This window comes from Pseudooceanicola onchidii (genome assembly GCF_004959925.1).
Lineage (GTDB): Bacteria > Pseudomonadota > Alphaproteobacteria > Rhodobacterales > Rhodobacteraceae > Pseudooceanicola > Pseudooceanicola onchidii.
This window is the reverse complement of sequence record NZ_SPUW01000003.1, coordinates 611,331-623,037: the sequence shown is the minus strand read 5'-3', so window position 1 is coordinate 623,037 and position 11,707 is coordinate 611,331. Positions and strand designations below refer to the sequence as shown.

The 11,707-nt window shown below is 64.8% G+C and carries 14 protein-coding genes; 5 read left to right on the top strand and 9 right to left on the bottom strand.

The window, feature by feature from the left end; all coding sequences use genetic code 11:
• Window positions 1-56 precede the first annotated feature (56 nt).
• From speB to E4S58_RS15945, 3 genes are all read right to left on the bottom strand, one after another.
• Window positions 57-1,106, bottom strand: a complete 1,050-nt coding sequence (gene speB, locus E4S58_RS15955) for an agmatinase (protein WP_136637440.1) — start codon at window positions 1,104-1,106, stop codon at window positions 57-59.
• 160 nt (window positions 1,107-1,266) lie between these two features.
• Window positions 1,267-1,500: an acyl carrier protein gene (locus E4S58_RS15950; RefSeq protein WP_009805175.1), complete on the bottom strand. Its 234-nt coding sequence runs from the start codon at window positions 1,498-1,500 to the stop codon at window positions 1,267-1,269.
• Between the two features lie 348 nt (window positions 1,501-1,848).
• Entirely contained in the window at window positions 1,849-3,666 is a 1,818-nt protein-coding gene (locus E4S58_RS15945) for an ABCB family ABC transporter ATP-binding protein/permease (RefSeq protein WP_136637439.1), read from the bottom strand.
• A gap of 78 nt (window positions 3,667-3,744) precedes the next feature.
• Here E4S58_RS15945 and E4S58_RS15940 point away from each other — a divergent pair, with 78 nt between their 5' ends.
• A complete protein-coding gene (locus E4S58_RS15940; RefSeq protein ID WP_136637438.1) occupies window positions 3,745-4,077 on the top strand; it encodes an ArsR/SmtB family transcription factor in 333 nt (110 codons plus the stop codon).
• A gap of 30 nt (window positions 4,078-4,107) precedes the next feature.
• Here E4S58_RS15940 and E4S58_RS15935 read toward each other — a convergent pair whose 3' ends face one another.
• On the bottom strand, window positions 4,108-6,402 hold the full coding sequence (locus tag E4S58_RS15935; protein WP_136637437.1) for a LysM peptidoglycan-binding domain-containing protein: 2,295 nt from the start codon (window positions 6,400-6,402) through the stop codon (window positions 4,108-4,110).
• A 124-nt stretch (window positions 6,403-6,526) separates the two neighbouring features.
• On the opposite strand from E4S58_RS15935, the gene E4S58_RS15930 reads away from it, so the two are divergent.
• A complete protein-coding gene (locus tag E4S58_RS15930; protein ID WP_136637436.1) occupies window positions 6,527-7,090 on the top strand; it encodes an LOG family protein in 564 nt (187 codons plus the stop codon).
• A 6-nt stretch (window positions 7,091-7,096) separates the two neighbouring features.
• On the opposite strand, the gene E4S58_RS15925 is transcribed toward E4S58_RS15930, so the two are convergent.
• The 3 genes from E4S58_RS15925 to E4S58_RS15915 all read right to left on the bottom strand — a co-directional run bounded on the left by E4S58_RS15925 (window position 7,097) and on the right by E4S58_RS15915 (window position 8,318).
• On the bottom strand, window positions 7,097-7,495 hold the full coding sequence (locus E4S58_RS15925) for an ester cyclase (protein WP_136637435.1): 399 nt from the start codon (window positions 7,493-7,495) through the stop codon (window positions 7,097-7,099).
• 146 nt (window positions 7,496-7,641) lie between these two features.
• Window positions 7,642-8,091, bottom strand: a complete 450-nt coding sequence (locus E4S58_RS15920; RefSeq protein WP_136637434.1) for a host attachment family protein — start codon at window positions 8,089-8,091, stop codon at window positions 7,642-7,644.
• Entirely contained in the window at window positions 8,091-8,318 is a 228-nt protein-coding gene (locus tag E4S58_RS15915; protein WP_136637433.1) for a hypothetical protein, read from the bottom strand. The genes E4S58_RS15920 and E4S58_RS15915 overlap by 1 nt, the downstream gene beginning before the upstream one ends.
• 142 nt (window positions 8,319-8,460) lie before the next feature.
• Between E4S58_RS15915 and E4S58_RS15910 the strand changes: the two genes are divergently transcribed.
• On the top strand, window positions 8,461-8,820 hold the full coding sequence (locus E4S58_RS15910) for an ArsR/SmtB family transcription factor (RefSeq protein ID WP_136637432.1): 360 nt from the start codon (window positions 8,461-8,463) through the stop codon (window positions 8,818-8,820).
• A complete protein-coding gene (locus tag E4S58_RS15905; protein WP_136637431.1) occupies window positions 8,817-9,359 on the top strand; it encodes an SRPBCC domain-containing protein in 543 nt (180 codons plus the stop codon). The genes E4S58_RS15910 and E4S58_RS15905 overlap by 4 nt, the downstream gene beginning before the upstream one ends.
• 134 nt (window positions 9,360-9,493) lie before the next feature.
• Here E4S58_RS15905 and E4S58_RS15900 read toward each other — a convergent pair whose 3' ends face one another.
• On the bottom strand, window positions 9,494-10,093 hold the full coding sequence (locus E4S58_RS15900) for a superoxide dismutase (RefSeq protein ID WP_136637430.1): 600 nt from the start codon (window positions 10,091-10,093) through the stop codon (window positions 9,494-9,496).
• 179 nt (window positions 10,094-10,272) lie between these two features.
• On the opposite strand from E4S58_RS15900, the gene E4S58_RS15895 reads away from it, so the two are divergent.
• Entirely contained in the window at window positions 10,273-10,701 is a 429-nt protein-coding gene (locus tag E4S58_RS15895; RefSeq protein WP_136637429.1) for a DUF1801 domain-containing protein, read from the top strand.
• A gap of 241 nt (window positions 10,702-10,942) precedes the next feature.
• Here the strand turns inward: E4S58_RS15895 and E4S58_RS15890 are convergent, their stop codons facing one another.
• Window positions 10,943-11,470 (bottom strand): VPLPA-CTERM sorting domain-containing protein, encoded by a 528-nt coding sequence (locus E4S58_RS15890; protein ID WP_136637428.1) that lies wholly within the window; start codon window positions 11,468-11,470, stop codon window positions 10,943-10,945.
• Between the last annotated feature and the right edge of the window lie 237 nt (window positions 11,471-11,707).

The following is an 11,707-nucleotide window of genomic DNA, read 5'->3' as shown; positions in this document are numbered from 1 at the left end:
GGGCAGCGCCCCCTTCAGTATCCGATTGCCGCCATCCGGCGGCGGGGACAGAGCCCCTACCCCCGTGCCGTCGCGGCAAGACAGGCCAGTTCGAACAGCATCTGCGCGCCGGCCTGAGCGGTGTTGGACGTCGGATCATAGGACGGCGCGACCTCGACCACGTCGCCGCCCACCATGTTCAGCCCCTTGAGACCGCGCAGGATCGCCATGACCTCGCGCGGCGCCAACCCGCCCACCTCGGGCGTGCCGGTGCCCGGGGCGAAGCCGGGATCGAGGCTGTCGATATCGAAGCTGACATAGGTCGGCCCGGCGCCGATGACCTCAAGCGCCTTGGCGATGACCGCAGGCAGCCCCATCTCGCGCACCTCCTCGGCGTGGATCACCGTCATGCCGCTTTGGTACGAGAACTCCCACAGGTAATCCCCGCCGCCCCGGATACCGATCTGGATCGTGCGCGTCGGGTCCAGCGCGCCGTCAAGCACCGCCTGGCGGAACGGGCCGCCGTGGTGGAACTTGGCGCCCTCGTAGACGCCCGAGGTGTCGGCATGGGCATCGATATGCACCATGCCGACGGGCCCGTGTTTCCTGGCCAGCGCGGCGATGATGGGCCGGGAGATCGAATGGTCGCCGCCGACCGTCAGCGGCAGCAGACCTGCCGCGACAAGCTTGTCATAGAAGGCCTCGATATCCTCGTGGCAGGAGGTCAGGTCATAGCGCGACCGCATCGCAACATCGCCCAGGTCGGCAAACCGCCGGACCTGCAGGGGCGCGACGTCCGTGACGCGGTTCCAGGGGCCGATGCGTTCGATCTCGCGAACCGCCTTGGGGCCGCGGCGGGCGCCCGCGCGGTTGGTCACGCCCAGGTCCATCGGCACGCCGACCAGCGCGATGTCGATGTCCGTCACCGCATCGCCCGCCTCGATCTGCGCCATGATGTCGGGGCGATAGGGCGCGTCGAGCAAGGTCGACACGCCCGCGAAGGGCCAGGCGCGGCGGCCGCCTTCGCCGAACTGGGCATCCGCGACGGCCTTCAGGCGCGGGTCGTGGAAGGCCGTGCCCTTGTCGTTGCCATAAAGCGCGCGCAGTTCGTCGAGGGATTTTGCCATGGGTCTCTCCTGTTCTGCCGCTCAGAGAAGACCGGGGCCGCCCGGATGACAAGACCCGCCGCCGTCTGCGCAAAACAAAACCCCCCGTGCGCCTGCGCAAAATAAAACCCCCCGTGCGCCGCACGAGGGGTTTCAAAATCACCCAAGGGTGCCTGATGGATCAGGCGGCATCCTTGATGAATTTCACGGCGTCGCCGAACGTCTGGATGTTCTCGGCGGCGTCATCGGGGATCTCGATGCCGAATTCTTCTTCGAAAGCCATGACCAGCTCGACGGTGTCGAGGCTGTCTGCGCCCAGGTCATCGATGAACGATGCGTTCTCGGTCACTTTGTCCTCTTCCACACCCAGATGCTCAACGACGATCTTCTTCACGCGCTCTGCGACATCGCTCATGGGATTTCCCCTCATATCTCTTGGGCTCGCGGCCCGGTTCTGCCCTAGCCCCAATCAACGTGGTCGGGGTCGTGCTATGATGCCCTGTGCCAGGGCGGTTAACCCGCACTATGCGAGTGGCCGGACCACGAGAGGCGATCCAGCCGAACTGCGCCGCTCATATCACAAGCGACGCGGGACGCAAACGGTTTCGCCCCGCTGTCATAAAGGTGCGGCTGGCGGCAATTGCAATCCGAGAATCGCTTTTATTGCAAGAGGTCTGGTGCTGTACATCCCGCAAGTCGGCCCCTGCCTGACGTCATGTCAGGGCGGGACCGAAGGGCTCCGGCGCGTCTCAACGCGCAGACCTCACGCCGCCTCGGCCTCCTGACGGGCCCAGAGACCCGCGTAGCGTCCGGCCTTGGCCAGAAGCTCCGCGTGGGTGCCGGATTCGACGATTCTGCCGGCCTCAAGCACGATGATCCGGTCCGCATCGGCGATGGTCGACAGGCGGTGCGCGATGACCAGGACCGTGCGCCCTTCGCCCGCGCGATCAAGCGCCGACTGGATGCCGCGTTCGGTTTCGGTGTCGAGCGCCGAGGTCGCCTCGTCCAGCAGCAGGATCGGCGGGTTCTTGAGCAGCGTGCGCGCGATGCCGACGCGCTGCTTTTCGCCGCCTGACAGCTTCAGCCCACGTTCGCCCACGGTCGTGTCATAGCCATCGGGCAGCGACACGATGAAATCGTGGATCTGGGCGGCGCGGGCGGCGTCCTCGATCTGCTGCTGCGTGGCGCCGTCGCGGCCATAGGCGATGTTATAGCGGATGGTGTCGTTGAACAGCACCGTATCCTGCGGGACCACGCCGATCTGCGCGTGAAGGCTGTCCTGCGTGACGTCGCGCAGGTCCTGCCCGTCGATCCGGATCGCGCCACCGCCAACGTCGTAGAAGCGGAACAGTAGCCGCCCGATGGTCGACTTGCCCGAGCCGGAGGGGCCGACGATGGCGACCTTCTGCCCGGGCTCGACCGTGACGGACACGCCCTGCAAGATCGGACGTTCTGCATCATAGCCGAAGACCACGTCGTCCAGGTCGATGCGGCCGCCGGTCACGGAGATCTGGCGCGCACCGGGCTTGTCACTGATTTCGGCCGGTTGTTCGAGAAGATCGAACATTTCGCCCATGTCGACCAGCGCCTGCCGGATGTCGCGATAGACCGATCCGAGGAAGTTCAGCGGCATGGTGATCTGGATCATGTAGGCGTTGACCATGACGAAATCGCCAACGCTGAGCGACCCGTCCTGCACGCCATAGGCCGCCATTACCATGACCGCCACCAGCCCGCCGGTGATCAGGAAGCTTTGACCGAAGTTCAGGAAAGCCAGCGAATAGGCGGTCTTGAGAGCGGCGCCCTCGTATTTCTCCATCGCGCGGTCATAGCGGGCGGCCTCGCGCGCCTCGGCGCCGAAATACTTGACCGTCTCGAAGTTGAGCAGGCTGTCGATCGCCTTCTGGTTGGCGTCGGTGTCCTGGTCGTTCATCTCCTTGCGGAGCTTCACGCGCCATTCGGTCACCCGGAAGGTAAAAAGCACATAGGCGCTGACCACCGCGACGACGACCGCAAGGTACCAGAAATCGAAGGCGATCCAGAGCACGATCACCACCATCAGCAGTTCCAGAATGAGCGGTCCGATCGAAAACAGCAGGAAGCGCAGCAGGAAATCGACGCCCTTGACCCCGCGTTCGATGATCCGGCTCAGCCCGCCGGTGCGGCGCGTGATGTGATAGCGCATCGACAGGCGGTGCATGTGTTGAAAGGTCTCGAAGGCCACCTGCCGCAGGGCGCGCTGGCCCACGGGCGCGAAGATCACGTCGCGCAGCTGGTTGAAGCCCACGGTCATCAGCCGCGCCATGCCATAGACCACGGTCAGGGAAATCGCGCCAAGCGCCAGCATCCAGGCGGCCGTGTCGCCGTCGCCGGCCAGGGAATCCACCGCCGCCTTGTAGAAGAACGGCGTGCCGACCGCGATCAGCTTGGCCAGGATCAGCACGCCAAGCGCCATGACGACCCGGACCCGCACAGCGCGGTTGTCTGAGGGCCAGAGGTACGGCAGCGCCCGGCGGATGATCTGACCGCCGTTCTCGGGCATGTCGGTGGTGGTGAGTGTCGTCCGGCCCCGGCCTCGCATGGGCGTATCCTTCAAGCGGCTTGCCGGATGGGTCCGGCTGGCGTATCAATAGTTCAACGCTTCATGAGTAGTTGAACTATGGATCAGGCACAAGCCCTCGACGCCCTTTCCGCGCTGGCCCATGAGACGCGGCTGCAGATCCTGCGGCTGCTGGTCCCCTGCGGTCAGGATGGCCTGCCCGCCGGAGAGATCGGGGCCGCAGTCGACTGCGCGGCCTCGCGGCTGTCGTTTCACCTGTCAACGCTGGAGCAGGCCGGGCTGATCTCGGCCCGCCGGGACGGTCGGCGGGTGATCTATTCAGCGCGGCGGCAACAGCTGGGCGGGCTGATCCATTACCTTCTGAACGACTGCTGCGCGGGCGACCGCACGGTCAGCGCCATGTGCCGGGCCGAACTGGGGCTCTGCGGTTAGCGGAACGCCGGTTCTGGCGTCAGGCGCGGGTCAGTCCGGCAGGTTGAAGACCTGGCCGGGATAGATCAGGTCCGGATCGCGGATCAGGCCCCGGTTGGCATCGAAGACCCGGACATACATCAGCCCTTCGCCGTATTTCTCGCGCGCGATGGCCCAGAGCGTCGATCCCTTCTCCACGGTGATCTGCGTCACCCCGGCGTAGGTCGAGGCCGTGACGGGTGCGGTCGTTTCGGCCGGGGCGGCGGCGGTTTGCGCGGTGGTCGGCGTGGTCGATTGGGCCACGGTCGGCTGGGCGGTGGCGACCGCCGACGGGGCCGCAGCGCTGCTGGACTCGGTCTGTGCCGGGGTGGGCGCGCCCGTGACCGTGGGTTCCGGCGTCGGGGCTGTTGTGGCGGAGGGAGCCTGGGTCCCCGCCGTGGTTGCGGCGGCGGCGGGAGCCTCGGTCTCCGTCGGAGCGGCCGGGACGGCGGTTCCGGCGATTTGCTCGGGCGTCGCGGTCGCATCGGACGTGGCATCGGGTGCCGGGTCCGAGCCGGGCGTTGCATCGGGTGATGCGGAAGACGCGGCGGCTTGCTGGTTGTCCGAGGTGTCCGTCTGAGCGTCGTCGGCGGCTGCCGTCGGGTCCGTCGCCGCGACCTGCGTCCCGGCGGCTTGGGACGTGTCGGCGGCATCGGTCGCGGGTGAGCTCTCTGTGCCAGACGCCACGGGACCGGGATCGGCATCTACCGTAGCACTCGGCACGGGGGTTGCTGCGGTGTCCGGGGTCGCCTGCGCGACCTCGGCCTGAGCGGAAGCGTCCGGCGTGGTGTCCGTGTTGCTCACCATCTGGGTGTCGGCCTGACTGTCGTTGCCGATCGTTGCGTCCGCAGTCTGCGTTTCCCCGGCGGCCGTAGCGTTGCCGGTCGCGGCGTCACTGGCCTGCATGTCCCCGGTGTCCGTACTGGCCCCTGCATCCACTGCAGTGTCGGCCGAGGCCATCACGTCGGGCTGCTCCTCTGCGCTGTCCGGCGCAGTGTCGCTGTCGATGGAGGTAACTTGGAGAGGGGTTGTCGAGGCCTCGGACGTCGTTGACGTGTCCGAAGCCATTGCCACTGTCGCGTCGGTGGCGTTGGAAACGGTCGCTGCGTCAGCCACGACTTCCTCGGACATTTCGGACAGTGCCGCGACGGCGCTTCCGGTGCCTTCCGTAGGCGATCCAGCCCCAACCGAGCCGGTTGCGTCGGAAGTTGCGACCTGCTCGGGCGCGGGTGTCGTCTGATCCGTCGTCTCTGTCCCAGTGGCGGCGGCGGTCTCGGTCGTCACGGCCTCCGCCCCACCCGCAACGTCAGGCGCCGATGTGGTCGCATCCGCCACCGAAGACGCCGACGAGGCCACTGCCTCGCCCTGCCCGTCCACAGCGCCATCAGCCACCGCACTTGGCACGCCTTCGCGTTCGAATACCGTCTCAAGCCGTGACCGGACCGAGCCGTCGGCGGCCAGTTCGTCCAGCCGCAGGGTCTGTTCCCCGGAACCTGCCGCGTCGATCCGTGCCGTCCAGGTGCCGTCGTCGCCGACCTCCACCAAGGCCACGGCGGTGTCGTCCAGATACACCCGCACCTGCCCGCCCGGCTGACCGCGTCCCGTCAGCTCAACCGCGCCCGTCGCGCCATAGCTGAGCGTCTGCAGCGCGACCTCGTCGCCCTCGGGCACCGGGGCCTGCAGGACCTTCACGCCCTCCTCGTCCGACAGAAGAACCGTCGGCGCGTCGCCCGTGTCGGCCTGCGCCACGGCCTGCGGATCGAAACCGGGCGTCGGGCCCAAAATCACGTCATCGGTCGAGCTGACGCCGCCCATGCGCAGCGTCACCACGCGCGACTCGGCGCTTGGCGGGATGTCGAGGAAGGCGGCGAACTTGCCGTCCGATCCGGCGACCTCGCTTCCGACGACCACGCCGTCGATCAGCAGTTCAACCGTTTCGCCGGGTGCCGCGACACCGGCGATCAGGGCCGAACCGTCAGGCTCCATCCGCACAAGATCAAAGCTGGGGGTCGGTTGCGCGACGGCGTCCTCGGCCTGATCGGGGGCCTGCGCTGCGGTCTCGTCCACCGGCGGCTCCGCCGTGGTCTGATCCCCCGCAACCTTTTGCGAAGGCTTGGCATTATCGGCATTGGGCGCACTGTCTGAATTGGCAGCCACGGTGTCCGAGGCCGTGACCTCGGCGATTTCCTCGACCTCGGCCAGCGGATCGAAGACCCCGCCGACCCACAGCCCGACCGCGATCACCACGACCGTCACTGCCCCGCCGATGACCAGCCCGCCGCTGGATCCATTACCCTGTGCCGCCACCCTATCGTCCCCTGCTGTTTTCCACCGGGGTTCTCTGGCCTCCGGGGTTAAGCAGGTATATCAACCGGATAAATCCCGGTCAAAACCAAAACCCGCGAAGCGGTTGTTCGGAAAGGCAACTTCCATGACCCACCCCACATCGACCCGTTCCGTCTGCGTCTATTGCGGATCCCGCCCCGGTGCCGACCCGGCCTATGCGCAGGCCGCGACCACCCTGGGCACCGCGCTGGCGGGCGAAAGCTGGCGGTTGGTCTACGGTGCGGGGGATGTCGGGCTGATGGGCCTTGTGGCGCGCGCCGCGCAGGAAGCGGGCGGTGAGACCTTCGGCGTCATCCCGACCCACCTTCTGGACCTCGAGGTCGGCAAGCGCGACCTGACCCGGTTCATCGTGACCGAGAACATGCACGAGCGGAAGAAGGTCATGTTCATGAACTCTGACGCGGTGGTCGTTCTGCCCGGCGGCGCAGGCACGCTGGACGAGTTCTTCGAGATCCTGACCTGGGCGCAGCTGGGCCTGCACGACAAGCCGATCGTCCTGGTCAATACCGGCGGCTTCTGGGATCCGCTGGTGGCGCTGGTCGATCACGTGATCGACCAAGGTTTCGCCGCGCCGTCGCTGAAGGACTTCATCACTGTGGCCGACACGCCCGACGCGGTGATGACGACGCTGCGGACGCGCCTGGCCTGACCGCGATCACAGCGGCGACGCGATCTGATCGGCCACGGCGGTCTTGTCGATGACGGACCAGACGCGGCTGATCCGGCCATCCATGATCTGGTAGAAGACGTTTTCCGCGAACCGCACGCGCCGCCCGTTGACCGGCAGGCCAAACAGCTGCCCGACCGGGGTGCACTCAAAGTCCAGCCGGGCGGCGACCAGCGGCGGGTCGCAGGCCAGCTGCGCGATGGTAAAGCGCAGGTCCGGGATCGCCTTGAAATCCCCGACCAGCATGGCCCGGTAGCCGTCCAGCCCGATGCCATCGCCGTTATAGGTGACATCCCCGGCCACGAAGCGATGCAGGCGGTTCCAGTCCTGCTCATTCAGGCAGGCGATATAGCCGTTGTAGAGGGTCTTCAGATCATCTCGGGTCATGGCGGCTCCTTTCGTTGCCCCCGGCCTAGCACGATCGATGCGCCCCGGCAGCCGCAGAACTGGCCGAATAATCGGGCGCAGACCGTGAAACAGCCCCCGGCGGGTCGCTGGGGGCTGTTCAGGCGTCATCTTGCAAGGCCGAGGTGTCAGGCGGCGTCCTTGCGCAGCATCGCCTCGATCTCGTCAATCGGGTGGTTGGTCAGGGTCTTCGGCACCTCTCCGATGACCTTGTCAGCCACTTCCTTGTGCAACTTCTGCCGCAGCTCTCCGAGTGTCTTGGGCGGGGCGATCAGGACGATCTTGTCGAATTTGCCCTTGTGCGCCTGCGCGTAAAGAAGATCCGCCAGATCATCGGCAAACCGTTCCTTCGCCAGCTCGTGCCAGTCGGTGTCATCCACCGCAGATTTCTGGCCCGGCCCGGTGTCGTGCATCCGTCCGGGGCGGTTGGCGGACTGGTCGATGTCCTTCGGATTGTCCTGCTCTTCCTTGCGCACGACTTCGAGGTTGGGATCCGCCTCGTCGGTGATATTGCGCAGGAACAGGGCCTTTTCGCCGTCGGCAACCAGCACCCATGCGTCGTTTGGAACCTGTGTCATCACACCTTCTCCTTGTCGCCAGAGCTGTCCTGATCCTGAGCCAGCACCCGCGTCGCCCCGGCCGAGGTCTCATCCAGCCGCTTGCGGTCGTCCCGCGAGCCGACCTTGCGCTGGATGTTGCCACCCTTGGCGCCCTGCTGGTCCGGAGCTTCGAGATTTTCGGGCTTGTCACCGAGAATCTCCTCGGTCTCGCGGTGGCCATCCTGTGATCTGTGACGATCAGCCATGATCATGTCCTCCTTCATGCGTATCGGTTTGACCGGGTGTGCCCCCGGCCCTCTGCCCGAAAAACGCCGTCACCCCGCCCCCTGTTCCACCATGCCCACAACGTGGGTTGACCTTCGCCCACTTATGTAGTTATGTAACTACATGACTACATATAATGAAGATACCGAAGCCGATACGCTTTTCTCCGCCCTGGCCCATGCCAGCAGACGGAAAATGCTTGATATCGTGCGGGATCAGCCCGGGATCACCGTCGGCCAACTGGCGTCGCAGTTCGACACCAGCCGGATCACGGTCATCAACCATCTGTCGCTTCTGACGGATGCGGGCCTGATCCTGAGCGAAAAAGACGGGCGGTCGCGCAAACTGTATCTCAACGCCGCGCCGATCCACGCCATCCAGCGCCGCTGGATCGACGCCTACGGTGCCAATTGGGCCGAGCAGACCCTGACCCTCAAAGACATGGCGGAAGCCGCTCACCTGACCCGAAAGGACAAGACATGACGATATCGGAGACCCTGCCCATGACGGCCCTGCCCGCCGTGCACCGCAACGCAACCTTCATCAACGCCCCGGTTGAGACCGTCTGGTCGATCCTCGTGGCCACCGGCAAACCCCTGCCCTTCTTCTTCGGCGCCATCTGCGACACGAAGGACGGACTGCGCCCCGGGGCCCGGATGCGCATGGTGCATCCCAACGGAAAGATCGCCATGGTCGCCGGAGAGGTTCTGTCCTTCGACCCGCCGCACCTTTATTCCCACACCTTCACGATGACCAATATCGACGAAGGCCCGGCCACCGTGACCTATCGCCTTACCCCCGAAGGCAATGGCACGCGGTTCGAACTGACGATCGAGAACGCCCCGGCAGGCGGCAAGCTGGAGAAGCAGATGCTGGGCGCGCAAACCTTCATCGGGTCCAACCTCAAGGCGCTGGCCGAAACCGGCCGCCCGGCCTTTTCGGGGCGCATGGTCATGCAGATGGCCCCTATTGTCGCGTTGATGGCGAAGCGCAGCCAGCGGATCGAGAACTGGCCTCTGTGAGCCGTAGGGTGCGTGCTTGCACGCACCGCCTGCAGCTCCCCGCCGGGGCGCGGTGCGTGCAAGCACGCACCCTACTCCAAACAAAAAAGGGCCCGCCAATCGGCGAGCCCTTTCCAATTCTGACGTCGCTCGGATCACATCCGCGAGGCGACGTTTTCCCAGTTCACCAGCTTGTCGAGGAAGTTCGACAGGTACGCCGGACGCTTGTTGCGGAAGTCGATGTAGTACGAGTGCTCCCACACGTCGCAACCCAGCAGCGCGGTCTGGCCGAAGCAGACGGGGTTCACGCCGTTCTCGGTCTTGGTGACCTTGAGCGCGCCGTCGGTGTCCTTCACCAGCCAGGCCCAGCCAGAGCCGAACTGACCCGCGCCTGCGGCGGAGAAGTCTTCCTTGAACTTGTCGACCGAGCCAAACGCCTCGGTCAGGGCTTTTTCCAGCTCACCCGGCATCTTGGACTCGCCCGGGCCCATCATTTCCCAGAACTGGTTGTGGTTCCACAGCTGCGAGATGTTATTGAAGATGCCGGACTGCGCGACCGCCTTGGGGTCGTAGGTGCCCTTGATGATCTCTTCCATCGACTTGCCGTCCCACTCGGTGCCGGCGATCGCCTTGTTGCCGTTGTCGACATAGGCCTTGTGGTGAATATCATGGTGATATTCCAGCGTTTCCTTGGACATGCCAAGGTCGGCCAGCGCGTCGTGGGCGTAGGGAAGATCGGGGAGTTCGAAGGCCATGATGCGGCTCCTTTTCCTGAGTAATACGGTTGCCCTTACATGTTATCCTAAAGTGCGGAACGTCAACCCTCCGCCCCCGTTCGGCAGCGCACGAGCGCCCTGCGCCGATCCGCAATGCCTTTCCGCAAGGCCATGAAGTCCAGCAAGATTTGCCGGATGTGATGTGCGATGGTGGGGCCATGGAAGATCTGCCCGCCATCCCGGCTCCGCCCGACGCCGTCGCCCGCGCGATCGACGCCCTCGCCCCCGCGAAGGCCTCGCGTCTGTGGGCCCTGCGACGGCTGGTCTTCGACGTGGCCGCCCGGACGCCGGATGTCGGCCCGCTGACCGAAACGCTGAAATGGGGCGAACCCGCCTATCTGACGCAAGCCACCCGCGCGGGCAGCACCCTGCGGATCGGGCCCTTGCGCGGGCGCGAGGACTGTGTCGCGATCTTCGTCAATTGTCGCACCGTGCTGGCCGACACCTTCCGCGAAAGGTTCGGAGACCACCTTCACGTGGTCGGAGACCGCGCGGTGCGGGTCGCGCTGTCGGGACCGCTGGACGACGCCCTGACCGAGGTTGTCGCGCTGACGCTGACGTACAACCGCTGGCGCAACAAGCGGTGAGTTCGGTGCCGGGCGGCCGGTATTGTCGCCCCTGTCGGGTGCTGATTACACGCGGCGCTACACAAAGACACGCCGCACCCCAAGTATGGTCGTCCGGAAGTTTTCAGTAGCAGCCACCAAACATCTGGCGACGCGGCGCCAATAGGAACCGATCGCAGGTCAGCCCAAAGAGTTGCCCCATAAAAAAAAAGAAAGGCGACCCGTAGGTCGCCTTTCGAAATCTCAGACTTTGATCCCGAAATCAGGACTTGCGACGCTTACGTGCCGCCAGCGCGCCCAGACCACCGAGCAGCAGGAAGCCTGCGGCGGGAACGGGAACTTCAGAGATCGACAGATCATAGTTGAAGCTCTCACCCAAAGCGGGAGTACCGGACCAGCTGAAAACCACCTTGATCGGCGAAATGGCGTCAACGGTGAACTGCGCTTCTTGCGAGCCGAAGAACGACGTGTAGACGGTGCCTGCAATATCTTCAACAGATACGGACAGCGAACCATAACCACCGATGTCATTGCTGTTCACAGCAAGGAACAAAGTAGCCTTGCCGAGAGCCGGCGTGAAGTCATAGTAGGTCGTGATGCTAGAGTCACCACCTTCCGAAATGATATTCGCGTCGATGCTGTCACCGACCATGATGCCGAAAACGGTGTCTCCGTCGTTGTAGCTACCTGCGGATGCTGTGGGGGAAGTAACATCAACCGTCGCAGCTGACGCTGCAAACGGAAGAGCTGCGGCGACGAAGGCAGCAGCAAGGGTATTCCGTGCGAACATAGTTATAATCCTCGTTGTTGGCCGTGTCGACGGCTCAAATGAATGAAGAAATGCTTCTTCCGTCCTTCTGTTTTACCGCGTGACACCTGTTGCCGCAAGGTGAATGTGGCGAAAACCGGGCGCCCCCCCCCTCGCCCACCACAGCGTCTTCAGCCTTATTTCTAACGTTATCAGAGACGCCGACTCTTGTCCGACGGCGTTTGAACTATCTGACAAAAGGCTAATCTGGACAAAAAA